Annotated in this window: 17 protein-coding genes; 8 read left to right on the forward strand and 9 right to left on the reverse strand. The window is 69.2% G+C overall.

All coding sequences use genetic code 11. The features are described 5' to 3' along the window. Positions 1–5: 5 nt before the first annotated feature. Both ACFYTS_RS04070 and ACFYTS_RS04075 read right to left on the reverse strand, forming a co-directional pair. Positions 6–2150: a RecQ family ATP-dependent DNA helicase gene (locus ACFYTS_RS04070; protein WP_387301198.1), complete on the reverse strand. Its 2145-nt coding sequence runs from the start codon at positions 2148–2150 to the stop codon at positions 6–8. 307 nt (positions 2151–2457) lie between these two features. Beyond that, a complete protein-coding gene (locus ACFYTS_RS04075; RefSeq protein ID WP_387301200.1) occupies positions 2458–2649 on the reverse strand; it encodes a WHG domain-containing protein in 192 nt (63 codons plus the stop codon). A 75-nt stretch (positions 2650–2724) separates the two neighbouring features. On the opposite strand from ACFYTS_RS04075, the gene ACFYTS_RS04080 reads away from it, so the two are divergent. Both ACFYTS_RS04080 and ACFYTS_RS04085 read left to right on the forward strand, forming a co-directional pair. Beyond that, positions 2725–3177 carry an MBL fold metallo-hydrolase gene (locus ACFYTS_RS04080; protein WP_387301202.1) on the forward strand — a complete coding sequence of 151 codons (453 nt, stop codon included), beginning with the start codon at positions 2725–2727 and terminating at the stop codon, positions 3175–3177. A 118-nt stretch (positions 3178–3295) separates the two neighbouring features. Next, complete coding sequence (locus tag ACFYTS_RS04085) at positions 3296–3775, forward strand: hypothetical protein (protein WP_357279752.1); 480 nt, start codon at positions 3296–3298, stop codon at positions 3773–3775. A 6-nt stretch (positions 3776–3781) separates the two neighbouring features. Here the strand turns inward: ACFYTS_RS04085 and ACFYTS_RS04090 are convergent, their stop codons facing one another. The 3 genes from ACFYTS_RS04090 to ACFYTS_RS04100 form a co-directional block, all read right to left on the reverse strand. Further along, positions 3782–5005, reverse strand: a complete 1224-nt coding sequence (locus tag ACFYTS_RS04090; protein WP_387301204.1) for an RtcB family protein — start codon at positions 5003–5005, stop codon at positions 3782–3784. Between the two features lie 74 nt (positions 5006–5079). Then, positions 5080–6300 carry a glutamate ABC transporter substrate-binding protein gene (locus tag ACFYTS_RS04095; RefSeq protein ID WP_387301206.1) on the reverse strand — a complete coding sequence of 407 codons (1221 nt, stop codon included), beginning with the start codon at positions 6298–6300 and terminating at the stop codon, positions 5080–5082. A gap of 312 nt (positions 6301–6612) precedes the next feature. After that, on the reverse strand, positions 6613–7170 hold the full coding sequence (locus ACFYTS_RS04100; protein ID WP_387301208.1) for a TetR/AcrR family transcriptional regulator: 558 nt from the start codon (positions 7168–7170) through the stop codon (positions 6613–6615). Positions 7171–7254: 84 nt separating this feature from the next. Here ACFYTS_RS04100 and ACFYTS_RS04105 point away from each other — a divergent pair, with 84 nt between their 5' ends. The 3 genes from ACFYTS_RS04105 (at position 7255) to ACFYTS_RS04115 (ending at position 8618) form a co-directional block, all read left to right on the forward strand. After that, on the forward strand, positions 7255–7677 hold the full coding sequence (locus ACFYTS_RS04105) for a nuclear transport factor 2 family protein (RefSeq protein ID WP_387301210.1): 423 nt from the start codon (positions 7255–7257) through the stop codon (positions 7675–7677). Positions 7678–7767: 90 nt separating this feature from the next. Beyond that, entirely contained in the window at positions 7768–8253 is a 486-nt protein-coding gene (locus ACFYTS_RS04110) for a MarR family winged helix-turn-helix transcriptional regulator (RefSeq protein WP_357279740.1), read from the forward strand. After that, positions 8250–8618, forward strand: a complete 369-nt coding sequence (locus ACFYTS_RS04115) for a DUF5313 family protein (RefSeq protein ID WP_357279737.1) — start codon at positions 8250–8252, stop codon at positions 8616–8618. The genes ACFYTS_RS04110 and ACFYTS_RS04115 overlap by 4 nt, the downstream gene beginning before the upstream one ends. 38 nt (positions 8619–8656) lie before the next feature. Here the strand turns inward: ACFYTS_RS04115 and ACFYTS_RS04120 are convergent, their stop codons facing one another. The 4 genes from ACFYTS_RS04120 to ACFYTS_RS04135 form a co-directional block, all read right to left on the reverse strand. Beyond that, the gene (locus ACFYTS_RS04120) at positions 8657–9115 is read right to left on the reverse strand and encodes a DUF4189 domain-containing protein (protein WP_387301211.1); all 459 of its coding nucleotides are present in this window, start codon (positions 9113–9115) and stop codon (positions 8657–8659) included. A 73-nt stretch (positions 9116–9188) separates the two neighbouring features. Next, positions 9189–10142, reverse strand: a complete 954-nt coding sequence (locus ACFYTS_RS04125) for an alpha/beta hydrolase (RefSeq protein ID WP_387301213.1) — start codon at positions 10140–10142, stop codon at positions 9189–9191. A gap of 46 nt (positions 10143–10188) precedes the next feature. After that, the gene (locus ACFYTS_RS04130) at positions 10189–10941 is read right to left on the reverse strand and encodes a glucose 1-dehydrogenase (RefSeq protein WP_357279730.1); all 753 of its coding nucleotides are present in this window, start codon (positions 10939–10941) and stop codon (positions 10189–10191) included. A gap of 34 nt (positions 10942–10975) precedes the next feature. Continuing rightward, positions 10976–12103: an LLM class flavin-dependent oxidoreductase gene (locus ACFYTS_RS04135; protein WP_387301216.1), complete on the reverse strand. Its 1128-nt coding sequence runs from the start codon at positions 12101–12103 to the stop codon at positions 10976–10978. Between the two features lie 174 nt (positions 12104–12277). Here ACFYTS_RS04135 and ACFYTS_RS04140 point away from each other — a divergent pair, with 174 nt between their 5' ends. Genes ACFYTS_RS04140 through ACFYTS_RS04150 form a run of 3 tightly spaced genes read left to right on the forward strand, consistent with a single transcriptional unit; the run spans position 12278 to position 15458 of the window. Further along, positions 12278–13033: a glucose 1-dehydrogenase gene (locus ACFYTS_RS04140; protein ID WP_357279726.1), complete on the forward strand. Its 756-nt coding sequence runs from the start codon at positions 12278–12280 to the stop codon at positions 13031–13033. A 12-nt stretch (positions 13034–13045) separates the two neighbouring features. Beyond that, on the forward strand, positions 13046–14725 hold the full coding sequence (kstD, locus tag ACFYTS_RS04145) for a 3-oxosteroid 1-dehydrogenase (protein ID WP_379101276.1): 1680 nt from the start codon (positions 13046–13048) through the stop codon (positions 14723–14725). A gap of 1 nt (position 14726) precedes the next feature. Beyond that, entirely contained in the window at positions 14727–15458 is a 732-nt protein-coding gene (locus ACFYTS_RS04150) for a glucose 1-dehydrogenase (RefSeq protein WP_379101278.1), read from the forward strand. The last annotated feature ends 52 nt before the right edge of the window (positions 15459–15510 follow it).

The raw sequence follows: 15510 nt of genomic DNA on the forward strand, positions 1-15510 counted from the left end.
GAAGGTCAGGAAGGGGTGGCCAATGCGAAGGGGAGGACGGCATCGGCTCCGGCGGCACGGAGTTGGCGGGCGGCCATGGTGAAGGTCCAGCCGGTGTCGGTGAGGGCGTCGACCAGCAGGATGGGGCCGTCGACCGCGGTGAGATCCGGTGTCTCCCAGGCATTGTGGAGGGCGGCGACCCGGTGGGCGGAGTTGGCGGCGGAGACCGGGGGCAGGTCGGGGCGCAGCGCGAGAACGCCGAGATCCTGGAGGCGGCCGATCTCGGCGAGGCGGGCGGCCAGGGATCGGGTCAGCAGGGGGCGGGCGCCGGAGTCGAGGGCCAGGACGGCGGTCGGGCGCTGGGCCCAATCCCATTCGCGCAGTACGGTGGTGCAGGCGCGGAAGACCTCGTCGGGGACGGGGGCGTCGGGGCCGTCGAGGAGCGGGCGCAGGCGCTGGCCCCAGCCGAGATTGCTGAGGCGGCCCAGGACGCGACCGGTCTCGGGGCCGTTGGTGATCTTGCCGGACAAGGAGATTCCAAGTTTGGCCAGGCCGGTGGGCCACTGCTTGCGGGGCGCCAGGTCGATGCCGGGCCGGTCCAGGCGGGTGCGGATGTCGGCCAGGTCGGAGTCGTCGACCGCCGTGTCCTGGGTGGCGCCCGTGCAGTTGTCGCAGCGCCCGCAGTGGGTGCCGAGCACCAGGCCCGGATCGTCGAGTTGGCTGCGCAGGAACGTCATCCGGCACTGGCCGGTGGACTGGTAGTCGATCATGGCCTGCTGCTCGGCCTCGCGGGCGACGCTGAGACGCTCGTAGCGTTCGGTGTCGTAGACCCACGGTTCGCCGGTGCCGAGCCAGCCGCCGCGTACCCGGCGGACCGCGCCGTCCACGTCCAGCACCTTGAGCACCATCTCGAGGCGTGAGCGATTGAGCTCCACCAATGGTTCCAGTGCGGCGGTGGACAGCGGCCGCTCGGTGTCGAGGGCGGCCAGCACCGAGCGCACGATGTGCTCGCGCGGGAAGGCCACCGAGGCGAAGTAGCTCCAGATCTGGCGGTCCTCGTGACCGGGCAGCAGCACCACCTCGGCCCGTTCGGTGCCGCGGCCCGCCCGGCCCACCTGCTGGTAGTAGGAGATGGGGGAGGAGGGCGCGCCCAGGTGCACCACGAAGCCGAGATCGGGCTTGTCGAAACCCATTCCGAGCGCGGAGGTCGCGATGAGCGCCTTCACCTCGTTGTTCAGCAGGGCGGCCTCGAGCGCCTCGCGTTCGGTGGGGTCGGTCTGCCCGGTGTAGGCGGCGACGTGGTGCCCGTGCGAGTTGAGCACGTCGGCGAGGTCGTGGGCCGCGGCGACGGTGAGCGCGTAGACGATGCCCGAGCCGGGCAGTTCGTGCAGTCGCTTGCTGAGCCAGGCCGTGCGCCGCACCGCGTCCGGAATCGTCACCACCGACAGGTGCAGCGATTCCCGGTCCAGGCTGCCGCGCAGGACCAAGGTGTCGGTGCCGATCTGGGTGGCCACATCGGTGACCACACGGTCGTTGGCGGTGGCCGTGGTGGCCAGCACCGGCACCTCCGAGCCGAGGTCGGCGATGAGTGTGCGGATCCGGCGGTAGTCCGGCCGGAAGTCGTGCCCCCAGTCCGATACGCAGTGCGCCTCGTCGATCACCACCAGTCCGGCGTCGGCGGCCAGTTTGGGCAGCACCGAATCCCGGAAGTCCGGGTTGTTCAACCGTTCCGGGCTGACCAGCAGCACGTCGACGTCACCGGCGGCCACCCGCGCGTGGATCTCGTCCCATTCGGTGACATTGCCCGAATTGATGGTCGCCGCAACGACTCCCGCGCGCTCGGCCGACGACACCTGGTTGCGCATCAGCGCCAGCAGCGGCGACACGATCACCGTCGGCCCCCGTCCCTGGGCGCGCAACAGCTTCGCGGAGATGAAGTAGACGGCGGATTTACCCCACCCGGTGCGTTGCACCACCAGCGCCCGCCGCCGTTGCACCACCAGTGCCTCGATCGCGACCCACTGGTCTTCCCGCAACCGCGCCGCCGGTCCGGCCAACTCCCGCAGCAGCCGCTCCGCATCCTCGCGCAAGCCACCCCCGCCGGGCTGCGCGGCGGCGTCGACGAGTTCGAGGTCGGAGACGTTCGGGTCGGCTGAGGTCACGCCGACCATCGTGCCTCACCGCACCGACACCCCACGCCCGCCGTCCGATTCTTCGACCGACTTCGCACCCTCGAGCCACGTCCGGCCGCCGGGCGCGGGCTCGGCCGGCCGGCCGGCCGTGCACCGGTCCGCGACCTAGCTGATAGCCGGTCGGGGAGTGCGAGCGGCAGCCCCGGGAAACTCGGCCGCCCGCGCGCCGCGTGAATCAGGCCCGGCGCGCGTCCGCGCACTGTGGATGGTGGCCTCGAAACAGGATTCCTACCCGGTCCTCCCGGCGCTGCCGTTCCGCCGGCTGCGCAGATCCACCGGCGGCGGCTCAGACGGTGTCGGCCAGGTGCGCGGCGACCAAGGCGCCGACCAATCGGTCGAGGGGCAGCCAGGGGAAGCTGGGCCGGTCCTGACGCAGTGTGATGAGGCCGTGCATGCCCGCCCACAGGCATTGGGCGGTGGCGGTGGCGGCGGGGTCGGGTGCGCCGGCGGCGGCCGCGGTGCCGACCAGCAGGTCCATGGTGGGCAGGCCGGGGAGCTACCCCTCGGTGGGTTCCCAGCCGGGGGTGCCGGCGGTGCCGAACAGCACGCGGTAGTGGCCCGGGTGGGTGACGCCATGCTCACCGTGACCCGCGTCGTCCACGCCAGCGCCCTCCTGGATTTCGGAGGAGCGCGCATCCTCACCGACCCCTGGCTGCCGGAGACCCGCTTCTACCGCCCGGGCGAGCCGCGCGCCTTCGTGACCGCCGCCGACCCGCCGGAGCTCTCCGTCGTGATCAGTCACGGCCACTACGGCCACTGCGACCTCGACGCCCTGGTGAGGTATCCCGACAAGTCGGTGCCGTTCGCGGTGGTGCCCGGCCTGGCCGACACGGTGCGCGCCGCGGGCTTTCCGAACGTGGTCGAGTTGGCCCCTTGGTGGAGCACACATCTCGGCCCGGTCGAGGTGACCGCCGCCCCGGCCAGCCACGGCGTCCTCGAGGTGATCTTCGTGCTGCGCGCCGACGGCCACACCGTCTTCTTCGGCGCGGAGGCTTTGCTCGTGTGAGACACCGCCGGAACCCGCCTTGATTGCGGTGCCGTCAAGATCGCGCGGAATCCGCTGCGCGGACGGACAATAGGGTTCCGGGCACGAAGGGCGTCCGGGGGCGCGCAGGGAGACGCACATGCCGGAGAAGTTTCCGTCGCCCGCGGGGTGGACTCCGCCCGGGGCACAGTTCCGTAGCAGCAGCACGGTGTCGCGGACGGTGGCCGGCACGCTGGCGGGGTTGCTGATCACCCCCGTCGGGATCGCGCTGGCCGCCCGCGGCGCGGCCGGGACCAGACAGTGGGCGATCCTGGGGGATTTCGCCGACCGCGTCGGCTCGACCTTCCAGATCCTGCTGGCCGCAGCGTTTTTCCTGGTGGTGGCGGCGCTGGCCGCCTACTCCCCGGCGGGCACCATCGTGGCCGGGCTGGTGTGGGGAGTGTTGCCCGGGATCATCCATTTCATCTTCCCGGACGACACCTTTCGACTGATCGGCGATCTACCCCTGTCGGATGAAATGCATGTCGCGCTGTATCAGTGGTTGCAGACCGGATTCCCGCTCATCGTGGGCATCCTGCTGGTGGGCGCGGGCGTAGCGGCGACGTTCCGCCGCCGCTGACCCGGCTCACCCCTTCACGCACAGCACCTGCCGCAGCGTGGCGACCACGTCCACCAGATCGGCCTGGGCCGCGATGACCTGGTCGATGTCCTTGTACGCCGCGGGGATCTCGTCGATCACCCCGGCGTCCTTGCGGGACTCGACGCCCTCGGTCTGCTTCACCAGGTCGGCCACGGTGAACTGCTTCTTGGCCGCGTTGCGGCTCATCCGCCGTCCCGCCCCGTGCGACGCCGACTGGAACGAGGCCGGATTCCCCTTGCCCCGAACCACATACGACCGCGTCCCCATGGAGCCGGGAATCAGCGCGAGGTCGCCCGCGCCGGCCCGGACGGCGCCCTTACGGGTGACCAACATGGGGATCCCGTCGATGATCTCCTCCGCCACGTAGTTGTGGTGGCAGGAGATGGGCTCGTCGAAACGCACTGTCAGACCGTCGAATTCATCGCGCACGGCCTTGCAGACCAGTGTCAGGATGACAGCCCGGTTGCGGGCCGCGTACTCCTGGGCCCAGGTCAGGTCGCGGCGGTAGGCATCCATTTCCGGCGTGCCGGAGAGGAATACGGACAGGTCGCGGTGCGGCAGGTCCTGGTTGTGCGGCAGTTCGCCGGCGACGGCCATGTGCCGCTGCGCGATCTCGTTGCCGATATTGCGGCTTCCGGAGTGCAGCAGGATCCACACGCGGTCCTCGGTGTCGACGCACAGTTCCTGGAAGTGGTTGCCGCCGCCGAGGGTGCCCATCTGGTTGTGGGCCTTGGCTTCCCGGGGCCGCACGATCGGATCCAGCGTGTCGAAGCCCTTCCAGAACCGCTCCCACCCCGCGCGCATGGTGGTGCCCGCGGCGCGCTGGCCGAAGACCTCGGCGTTCAGGCGGTTCACGTCGACCGGTTCGCGGTGCGCCGCGAAGCCGACCGGCAGCGCCGCCTCGATGCGGGAGCGCAGCGAGTGCAGGTTGTCGGGCAGGTCGGACGCGGTGAGCGAGGTGAGCACCGCTTCCATGCCGCACCCGATGTCCACGCCGACGGCCGCGGGGGCGACCGCGTCCCGCATGGCGATGACCGATCCGACCGTCGCGCCCTTGCCCAGGTGCACGTCCGGCATCACGCGGACGCCGTACACCCATTTCAGTTGCGAGATATCGCGCAGCTGCTGGAGCGCGGCCGCGCCGACCTCGTGCTCGTGGGCCCACATGAGCGTCTGCGCTCGGGTACCGCGCAGCTCGACGGGAAACATCGGACAGTCCTTTCCTTCGACTGCCTTTCACGGTAGGTCCACCGCCCGTCCCGGCGCACCGCATTATTTCGCGGTCAGGGTTCGACGAAGTCGGCGGTGAGGCTGCACAGCTTCCAGGAGCCGTCGCGGCGGACCATGGCGCCGGTGTAGTCGACGTCCTTGAAGTAGTGCCGGTATTTCTCGGGCACGTTGGTGAAGGTCTCGTGGAATGCGAAGGTGGCGGAGTCGGGGCCGGATTGGGTGACGCCGGTGACGGTATTGGTGTAACCGGCATTGCGTATTTCCGGGCCCAGGGTTTTGTCGTATTGGGGGGTGTATTGGAAGATTATTTCGTCGATGGCGTCGGCGTTCTCGGGGCAGACCAGGGAGCGGAATCCTTCCCAGTCGCGGGCATTGGAGGTGGCGGCGACGGCTGTGGCGGCTTTCACCAATTCCGGGTCGAGGGTGGCGGGGTCGCCGGGTTCGACGGTGCGGTCGGGGGCGTTGAATACTGCGGGCGCGGGCAGCGGTTTGTAACTGGCGGCGGTGAGGTGCTTTTCCAGTGCGCGCCGCCAGTTCCCGTCGTCGATCATCATGCGGATGATCGAGGTGATGCGGCCCTGCAATTCGATGTCGCCCTTGCGCACTCCGACGCCGTAGCGTTCGCGGGTGAACCGGTGGCCGGAGAGCCGCAGCGTGCCGGGGTGTTCGTCGGCGTAGCCGGCGAGGATGACGTCGTCGGTGGTGACGGCGTCGACGGTGCCGCCGATCAGGTCGGCCACGCACTGCGGGTAGCTGTCCCGGGTGGTGAGGCGGACGAATCGGGCGAAGCTGCGGCGGATCTTGTCGGCGGCGGTGGAGCCCTCGGCGGTGCAGACGGTGCGGCCGTCGAGGTCCTCGGGCTGGTCGATGGCGCGTTCGCTCTGCCGGACCAGCAGGTCCTGGCCGGCCAGCAGGTAAGGCCCGGCGAAGGAGACCAGCTGCTGGCGGGCGGCGGTGATGGAGTACGAGGCGACGACGAAATCGACGGTGCCGGAGTTCAGGAGGGTTTCGCGTTGGTCGGTGCGGGCCTCGCGCCAGGTGATGTGCTCGGGCGTGACGCCCAGCTTCCCGGCGATATAGGTCGCGACGTCGACGTCGAACCCGAGCGGTCTGCCGTCGCCGCCCTTGACCGAAAGCCCGGGTTGATCGAATGTGATGCCGATGGTGAGCGTTCGCGGGGGCGGCGGTGGCGGCGCGTCGGGTTTCGGATTATTGCCGCAGGCTGCCAGGGCTAGACAGGCGGTGACGGCGACGGCGCGGATCGCACGCTTCATCGAATCTGATCTCCTGGTGTCAGCTCCGGCGGCAATTGGTCAGCACATGGAGCATCCAAGCATCAGAGGCGCGGAAACACGCGGAGTTTGCGGAACCATGGGCGCGATTCGCCCATGGTTCAGTTTATTCCGCAATATTTCAGCGACCATTGCTTCGCGATTGCGAGCGGGTGATCAGGATGCCCGGGGCAGGCGAGCGGGTGGCCGCGCGCCGAAGGTGTCGTGGACCACCCGGCAGGCTGTCGGGATCCGGTCGGCATCCTGATCGGTCAGAGCCGCGTGGAGCGAGAAGCGCACGTATGTACTCGCAGGTCAGTGGTTCGCGCGCAATCCATCCGCGATCACGGCGAAGGTGCGCTCGCGTAATCCGGGTGCGGCTCCGGCCTCGTGGACGGCGAGGAACACGCCCTTGATGATGGTCAGCAGATCGTCGACGCTGATCTCGGGCCGCACGGCTCCGGCGTCCTGGGCGCGGGAGAGCAGGATCCCCAGTGCCTCTTTCAGATCGTGGGACACCGTGCGCGGATACTCGCCGCCGCCGGAGCGCAGCGCGTCGGCCAGATCTCGTTTGACCCCGCCCTCGAGCACCATCATCGCCAGGAACTCGAAGAACGCCGCGCCGGGATCCTCGGCCGCGGTCAGTGCGCGCGCATGCGCGGTGATCTTCTCGACCTGATCGAGGATGGCGGCCTCGAAAAGCGCTTCCTTGGTGGGGAAGTGGCGATACACCGTGCCTGCCCCGACGCCCGCCCGCCGCGCGATCTCGTCGAGCGGCACCGAGATGCCCTCGGCGGCAAAGGCTTCCTGGGCCGCGGCCAGGACCCGCTCGCGATTGCGGCGGGCGTCGGCGCGCAGGGGTCTGTCCGTCACGTCCGACAGCCTACCCAGCTGTTGACAAGCGGGGCGCACGCCCCGATTATTAAGCGGGTCCATCGTTCCGCTTAGGAGGCATTCATGACCACTTCCCTCGAAACCCCTCGTGACCTCGTGATTCGACTCTTCGACACGCTGCCCGCGCGCGATGCGGACCGGTTCGCCGCGCTGCTCGCCCCGGATGTCGTGTTCGAGATGCCGTTCCTGCTGCCGGGTGAGCCGTCCCGGATCGAGGGCCGCGAGCAGATCCGCGAATACCTCGCGCAGCGGTGGTCGGGCATGCCCGGCATTCAGATCCACGGCATCCGCCCGGTCATTCACGAGACCGCCGATCCGACGACGTTCATCACCGAGATCGATGTCGACGTCACCCGCCCCGGGACCGGCCGCGCGTGGGCGCGGACCTCGGTCAATGTGATCCGGGTCGAGAACGGCCAGGTCACGCTGTTCCGCGACTACATGGACACCGGCCGGATCGTTGCCATGCGGGTGTCGCGGGAGTGATGTGACGCCAATTACCCACCGGATCGTCGACGAACAGTTAGTGCATTAACTATTCTTGCCCTAACGAAGACGAGCGAGGAGGGCGGAACGGTGGAGGTCGACGACCCGCTGCGGCTGGACCGGCAGGTGTGTTTCGCGCTGGCGGTGGCGAACCGGTCGGTGCTGGCGGTGTATCGCCCGCTGCTGGAGCCGATGGGCCTGACGCATCCGCAGTATCTGGTGATGCTGGCGCTGTGGGGTGAGGCGCCGATGTCGGTCAAGGACATCGGCGAGGCCATTCAGCTCGACTCGCCCACGCTGTCGCCGCTGCTCAAGCGGCTGGAGGCGGCGGGGCTCATCACCCGGCGGCGCGACAGCCACGACGAACGCAACCTGGTCGTGGATCTGACCGGCGCGGGACGCGAACTGCGCACCGAGGCGGAGAAGATCCCCCCGGCCGTGGTGGCGCGGCTCGGGGTGAGCCTGGCGGATCTCGAGGAACTGCGCGATGTGCTGAACCGGGTGAATGCCGCGGCGCGGCAGTCGGTTTCGGCGGAGACCGAGCGCGCCGGATCGACGAAGGGACACCGGAAATGAAGCGCCCCAACCCTGTTCAGTGGCTGGCCTACTCCTTCGGCAGGGTGCTGCCGGACGACCTGCGCGAGTGGGTGCGCAACGACCTCACCGGTTCGTGGGCGGTGCCCCGGCACATCGTGCGCCAGCTGGTGCCGCTGCTGCCGGTGTTCGCGCTGGCGTTCCTGCTGCCGGGCGAGCTGTGGCTACAGCTTTTGGTGATCCTGCTCGGCCTGCTGCTGGCGCTGTTCTACATCGTGGCCTACATGCCGATGAACCGTGCCCACCGATTGGTGAAGCACGGCTTCCCGGAGGATCTGGAGAGCCCGGCGCGGGCCGCACGGCGTGCCGCCGAGCGCGCGGCCTACGAGGCCCAGTACCCACACTGAGCATCGCCACGCACGGTGTGCCGGCCCGAAAGCTGTTGTTACTGAACGTTGGCGGTACAGGCACTGGTGGCGACGCGGGCGGCGCGCGGCTGGGCGCTGCCCAGGTCGGGGAACGGGGGAGCGCTCTGGCCCAGCCCGGCGATCGCGTTCTGTTCGGCTTCGGCGAGGCTGGGTCCGACGGCCCAGCCCCAGGTGCCGTCCGCGCCCTGGGCGACCGCGCCGCAGCCGTCGGCGAAGCGCAGCACGATCTCGCAGTCGTAGCTGGCGCAGTCGCGGATGGCGGCGGCGTCGGCGACGACCCGGTTCGCGTCGGTCCCGGTGACCGCGGTGTTCTTCAGCCGGGACAGCGCGAGGGTGCCGTAGTACTGGGGTGCGGCGTCGGCGCTGCCCGCCAGGGCCAGGCCCGACGTGGCTAGCGCCAGGGTTGATGTGGCCAAGGCCAGGGCCGCGCTGAGCGTGGCCGCTCCGGTGACCGGGGTGAGGCGTGCAACCGGCAAGTGAGTTCCTGACGTTTCAAACGGACGAACGCAGGTGATGCTAACCGGTCGGGCCGGGAACGAGCGGTGAAATTCAGACGACGGGCGTGCGCGCCAGTGCCCGGCGCAGAGCGGTGAACGCGGTCGCGTTGGCGCTCTGGGTTTCTCGCAGATGGAAGGCCATCGACATGAACCCGTGCACGGTGCCGTTCCAGCGGAGGATCTCGGTCTCCACCCCGGCCTCGCGCAGCCGCTGCCCGTAGGCCTCGCCCTCGTCGCGCAGCGGATCGAATTCCGCGGTGGCGATGTGCGCGGGCGGCAGCCCGGTGAGGTCGGCGATGGTGGGATTGGCGTAGGGATCGGACTTCTCGGCATCGGAGAACAGGTACTGCTCCCAGTACCACCGGATGTGCGCCGCGGTGGTGAAGTAGCCCTCCGCGTTCTCGGTGTGCGACGGCCGATCACAGGCCGGATCCAGCATCGGGTACATGAGCAGCTGGAACGCGAGGTCGGGTCCGCCATTGTCGCGCGCGGCGATGGCGGCGACGGTGGCCAGATTGCCGCCCGCGCTGTCCCCGGCCACCGCGATCCGGCCGGGGTCCCCGCCCAGGGCCTCGGCGTGCTCCGCGACCCAGCGCAGCACCGTGTAGGCGTCGTCGGCCGCCGCCGGGAAGCGGGCGTCCGGAGCACGGCGGTAGTCCACCGACACCACGATCACCCCGGCCTCGTTGGCCATGGTGCGGCAGAAGCGGTCGTGGGAGTCCAAGCCGCACAGTACGAATCCGCCGCCGTGGTAGAAGACCACGATGGCCGGAACGGGTTCGGCGTCCAGCGGCCGGTACACCCGCACCGGCACCTCGGGCGCGCCGGCCGGGCCGGGCGCCGCGCGATCCTCCACTCCCGCAACGGGAATGGGTTCGACCGGGGCGGGACGGCGGGCGGCCAGGAAGGCCCGTGCTTCGGTGGCGTCGAACACCTCGGTGCCCAACGCCGGGAACGCCGCGGTGGCGGCGTCGACGAAGGTCTGCCATTCGGGGGACAGGGTCATTACGGGCCTTCCTGGATCGCGCTGTGTCACTGCGGGGTTCGCGGAATTACATGCCGCGCGGGATGAACTTGCCCGCGGCCAGACCGCCGTCCACGGACACCTCCGCACCCGTGATGTAGGCCGAGGCGTCGGAGGCGAGGAAGGCGACCAGTTCGGCGACCTCCTCGGGCAGGCCGGTGCGCTCGAGCGGCAGGGTCGGGAAGCTGCCGGGGCCGGTGGTCAGGTAGGGGACCATGGGAGTGGCGATGGGGCCGGGGTACACCGAGTTGACCCGGATCTGGGACAGGCCCAGCTCCAGGGCGGCGACCTTGGACAGGCCGCGCAGACCCCACTTGGAGGAGCCGTAGGCGGAGTGGTTCATCAGGCCCTCGAGCCCGGACTGCGAGGAGATGTTCACGATGGAGCCGCCGCCGTTGGCGGTCATGGCCGGCAGCACCGCCTTGATGCCGCGGAAGGCGCCGACCAGGTTGACCGTCAGGATCCGTTCCAGCTCTTCGGGAGTGGTCTCGGCGATCGGCTTCATGGTGTAGATGGCGGCATTGTTCACCAGCACGTCCAGCTTGCCGAAGGTGTCGACGGCCACCGCGACGGCGGCGTCCCAGCTCTCGGAGTCGGTGACGTCGTGGCGCACGAAACGGGCGTTCTCGCCGAGGGATTCGGCGAGTTCCTTGCCCTCGGTCTCGAGCACATCGGTGATGACCACCTTCGCGCCGCGCTCGACGAACAGCTTGGCCTCGGCCGCGCCCTGGCCGCGCGCGGCTCCGGTGATCAGGGCGACTTTGCCTGTCAGATCAGCCATTTCGGTTTCCTTCTCTGTCTGAGTTGCGACGGTGCTACTTGTTGCGGAAGTGGGGGATGACCTTCTCCCCCCACTGGCGGATGGTTTCCAGGCACGCCTCCTGGGGCACGGTGCCCATCTGGATGAGGCACAGGATCTCGTCGGCCCCGGCGTCGCGCAGCCGCTCGACGTAGGCGATGGCGTCCTCGGCGGTGCCGTAGGCGTGCTCGGTGTTGAAGATGGCCGTGGCCCCGGTCTTCACCGGGATCTTGGCTTCGTGCAGGTAGGCGACGTGCTCGTCGGCGACCTCGCGCATCTTGGCGAGTTCGTCCACGCCCGGGTCCACGGCTTCGTCGGGTACCGGGCCCGCGCCGTAGTAGTACTTGATGGACTGGGCGAAGAACCGTTGCCCGCGCGCGCCGATCTGGCGGGCCCGCTCGCGGTCGTCGAGCACGATGGTCGGGCACAGCGCCGCGAAGTGGTCGTTGACGACGGTGGACACGAGGCGTTCGCCGGTGCGGGCCGCGATGGCGTCGTCGTAGATGCGGCGCAGTTCGGCGATCTCCTCGATGCCCGCGAAACCCAGGACCAGCGCGCCGATCCCGTACTCGGCCGCCAGTTTCAGCGTGTCCTTCTTGGTGCAGGCCATGAACAGCGGGGGATGGGGACGCTGCACCGGCCGCGGCAGCAGGTGGTGCGGGCCGATGTCGAGCAGTTCGCCGTGGTATTCGAATTCGCCCTCGGGGTCCTGCCAGGCGGCGGCGATCATCCGCAGCGATTCCTCGACCTCCTGGTAGGTGCGGTCGGGATCGACTCCGCACATGGAGGTTTCGACGGCGGTCGCGCCGCGGCCCGCGCCCAGGTTCAGGCGGCCGCCCGACAGCACATCGAGCATGGCGGCGCGTTCGGCCGCGCGGACGGGGTGATTGAAGTTGAACGGCATGCAGACCACGCCGTGCCCGATCTGGATCCGCCGCGTCTGCGCGGCCACCCAGGTCAGGAAGATCTCCGGCGCGCTCATGTGCGCGTACCACTTGAGCCCGTGGTGTTCGACGGCCCAGACGGTGTCGAAGCCGACCTCGTCGGCCAGCACGGCCTGCTCGACGCAGTCGCGCAGCACCTGGGCTTCGTGGGCGGCGGTGGGATCGGTCATCTGCGCTTCGAAGATCATCGAGAACTTCATCCGGGGCTCCTTGTGCGCGCTGACTCACCCGTCCGGGCGTTTATGCCTAAACGAAATACAACTGCACCCATAGCCTCAGGTCATGAGGTTGTCTCAGTGGCCGGGACCACACCGTGCCGGTGTTCCGCATCCGGACTTAGCGTCGGTTGAACAGCAGCGGAAGGACGGGATCAGGTGGGACAGCTGGACGGCAAGGTAGCGCTGGTGACCGGCGGCGCCCGGGGCATGGGAGCGGAGCATGTGCGCCGTTTCGTGGCCGAGGGCGCCAAGGTCGTATTCGGCGACGTACTCGACGACGAGGGCAAGGCCCTGGCCGCCGAGCTGGGTGCCGCCGTCCATTACGTGCATCACGATGTCACCAGTGAAAGCGACTGGCAGGCAGCGGTTTCCGCGGCCGTCGCCACGTTCGGCAAGCTGGACGTGCTGGTCAACAATGCCGGGATCCTGCGGTTCAAGCGCATCCTGGAGATGAGCCTGGACGAGTTCAACGTCATCATGAACATCAACGTCACGGGCGCTTTCCTCGGCATCAAGACCGCCGCGCCCGCCCTGATCGAGGCCGGTGGCGGGTCCATCGTGAACGTGTCCTCGGTCGAGGGCTTCGTCGGTGCGGCCGGTCTGTCGGCCTACAGCGCGAGCAAGTTCGCGCTGCGCGGTCTCACCAAGTCCGCCGCCCGGGAACTGGGGCACTCGGGTATCCGGGTGAACTCGATCCATCCCGGCGGCATCGCCACCCCCATGACCGCGTCCGTGGCGGGCGCGTCCGGGGTGGACGGCAACTCCTTCTTCTCCGAATTGCCCATTCCGCGCTGGGGTCAGCCGGTCGAGGTCTCCGAGGTGGCGTTGTTCCTGGCCTCGGACGCCTCGAGCTATTGCACCGGAGGCGAATTCGTCGTCGACGGCGGCATGCTGACCAGCTGCGGCTACTAAGGAACGAGATTCATGGAATTCGAATTCGACGTCGTTGTGGTGGGTTCCGGCGCGGCCGGCATGACCGCCGCGCTGACCGCCGCCTACCGGGGCCTGTCGGTCACCCTGATCGAGAAGAGCAGCCTGTTCGGCGGCTCCACCGCGCGCTCGGGCGGCGGCATCTGGGTGCCGAACAACCCGGTGCTGCAGGCCGCGGGTGTGCCCGACAGCCCGGAGATGGCCCGTACCTACCTGAAAGCCGTTGTCGGCGATCGGGTTCCGGAAGCCAAGCAGCGCGCGTTCCTGGAGCAGGGCCCGGAGATGTTCCGCTACATCGGCGCCCGCTCCAAGCACTGGGCGTTCGCCTACGACCGCGGTTACTCCGACTACCACCCCGAGTTCCCGGGCGGTCTGGCGCAGGGTCGCAGCATCGAGCCCAAGATCATCGACGGCCGTCTGCTCGGCGCGGATCTGGACAAGATCAACCGCCCGACCATGTCCGCCCCCAAGGGCATCGCGATCACGGTCAAGGACTTCCACGACCTGAACATGATCGCCCGCACCTGGGCCGGCAAGAAAACCGCCATGAAGGTCGGCGCGCAGACCGCGCTCAATATGATCAAGGGCGCCAAGCCGCTCAGCCTGGGCAAGGCGCTCGCCGCCCGGCTGTGGCTGTCGCTGCGCGACGCGGGCGTGCCGGTGTGGCTGAACACCCCGCTCACCGACCTGGTCATCGAGGGCGGCACGGTGGTCGGCGTGCGCGCCGAGCACGAGGGCCGCACCGTCACCATCAAGGCCCGCCGCGGCGTGGTGCTGGCCGCGGGCGGCTTCGAGCACAACCTCGAGATGCGTGAGCAGTACATCGACGGTCCGCAGAACACCGGCTGGACCGTGGGCGCGACCGAGAACGTCGGTGAGGGCATCGTCGCGGGCCAGAAGGCCGGCGCGGCGGTCGATCTGATGGACGACGCCTGGTGGGGTCCCTCGGTGCGGAACCCCGACGGCCCGCCGTTCTTCATGCTGGCCGAGCGTTCACAGCCGGGCGCGATCGTGGTCAACGCCAAGGGCGACCGCTTCGTCAACGAGTCCGCGCCGTACGTGAATGTCGTGCACACCATGTACGAGGAGGAGAAGAAGGTGCCGGGCAGCATCCCCGCGCACTTCATCTTCGACCAGAACTTCCGCGACCGGTACCTGTTCCTGGGCAACTTCCCCAAGCGGCCGCTGCCCCAGAAGTACTTCGACGCGGGCATCATCAAGCAGGCCGACACCCTGGCCGAGCTGGCCGACAAGCTGGGCATCCCGGCGAACAAGCTGGCCGCCACCGTGGAGCGCTTCAACGTCTTCGCCCGCAACGGCCGGGACGAGGACTACCAGCGCGGCGACTCGGCCTACGACCGCTACTACGGCGACCCGACCGTCAAGCCCAACCCGACCCTGGCCCCGCTCGAGCGCGGCCCGTTCTACGCGGTCGAGATGGTGCCGGGCGACCTGGGCACCAAGGGCGGCCTGGTCACCGACGAGCACGCCCGCGTCCTGAACGACCAGGGCGACGTCATCCCGGGCCTGTACGCGGCGGGCAACAACTCCGCCGCTGTCATGGGCAACGACTACGCCGGCGCGGGCGCCACCATCGGCCCCGCCATGGTGTTCGGCTACATCGCGGCCAACCACCTGGCCGACGCGGAAACCGCAGCAGCGCAGGAGAACTGACATGGGACGCGTTGATTCCAAGGTCGTCATCGTCACCGGCGGCGCGCGCGGCATGGGGGCGGCCTTCGCCCGCAAGCTCGCGGCCGAGGGCGCGCGGGTGGTGATCACCGACGTGCTCGTCGAGGCCGGGGAGGCCGTCGCCGCCGAGATCGGTGACGCCGCCCGGTTCTTCCCGCTCGACGTCACCGACGAGGCGGCCTGGAACGATGTGGTCGCGCGGACCGAGGCGGCCTTCGGACCGGTCTCGGGCCTGGTCAACAACGCCGGCATCGTGCACGTCGACCCCATCGAGAAGCTCTCGGAGGCCGACTACCGCAAGGTGATCGACGTCAACCAGGTCGGCGTGTTCCTGGGCATGAAGGCCGTCATCGGCTCCATGCGCCGCGCCGGGGTGGGTTCCATCGTGAACATCTCCTCGACCGGCGGCCTGATCGGCTACTCGAACATCCTCGGCTACGTGGCCTCCAAGTGGGCCGTGCGCGGCATGAGCAAAACGGCCGCACAGGAATTCGCGGCCGACAATGTCCGCGTCAACTCCGTGCACCCGGGCATCGTGGCCACCGAGATGGTGGCAGCCTCCGAGCGGTCGGCGAGCATCGCGGCCAATCAGCCCATCGCCCGCCCGGCCACCCCGGAGGAACTCGCCAATATGGTGCTGTTCCTCATCTCCGACGACTCCTCCTACAGCACCGGCGCCGAGTTCATCGCCGACGGCGGCTTCACCACCCAGTAAGGCTCCGGTCCCCCGGATTCGTGGGGTTCTCAGGGGATGCCCCTGAAGACCC

This window comes from Nocardia sp. NPDC004151, assembly GCF_042874235.1.
GTDB lineage: Bacteria > Actinomycetota > Actinomycetes > Mycobacteriales > Mycobacteriaceae > Nocardia.

Coding starts and splice junctions, on each gene's coding strand:
- ACFYTS_RS04070 (WP_387301198.1), bottom strand. CDS start 2,150: ATGGTCGGCGTGACCTCAGCCGACCCGAACGTCTCCGACCTCGAACTC.
- ACFYTS_RS04075 (WP_387301200.1), bottom strand. CDS start 2,649: ATGGACCTGCTGGTCGGCACCGCGGCCGCCGCCGGCGCACCCGACCCC.
- ACFYTS_RS04085 (WP_357279752.1), top strand. CDS start 3,296: ATGCCGGAGAAGTTTCCGTCGCCCGCGGGGTGGACTCCGCCCGGGGCA.
- ACFYTS_RS04090 (WP_387301204.1), bottom strand. CDS start 5,005: ATGTTTCCCGTCGAGCTGCGCGGTACCCGAGCGCAGACGCTCATGTGG.
- ACFYTS_RS04095 (WP_387301206.1), bottom strand. CDS start 6,300: ATGAAGCGTGCGATCCGCGCCGTCGCCGTCACCGCCTGTCTAGCCCTG.
- ACFYTS_RS04105 (WP_387301210.1), top strand. CDS start 7,255: ATGACCACTTCCCTCGAAACCCCTCGTGACCTCGTGATTCGACTCTTC.
- ACFYTS_RS04115 (WP_357279737.1), top strand. CDS start 8,250: ATGAAGCGCCCCAACCCTGTTCAGTGGCTGGCCTACTCCTTCGGCAGG.
- ACFYTS_RS04125 (WP_387301213.1), bottom strand. CDS start 10,142: ATGACCCTGTCCCCCGAATGGCAGACCTTCGTCGACGCCGCCACCGCG.
- ACFYTS_RS04130 (WP_357279730.1), bottom strand. CDS start 10,941: ATGGCTGATCTGACAGGCAAAGTCGCCCTGATCACCGGAGCCGCGCGC.
- ACFYTS_RS04135 (WP_387301216.1), bottom strand. CDS start 12,103: ATGAAGTTCTCGATGATCTTCGAAGCGCAGATGACCGATCCCACCGCC.
- kstD (WP_379101276.1), top strand. CDS start 13,046: ATGGAATTCGAATTCGACGTCGTTGTGGTGGGTTCCGGCGCGGCCGGC.
- ACFYTS_RS04150 (WP_379101278.1), top strand. CDS start 14,727: ATGGGACGCGTTGATTCCAAGGTCGTCATCGTCACCGGCGGCGCGCGC.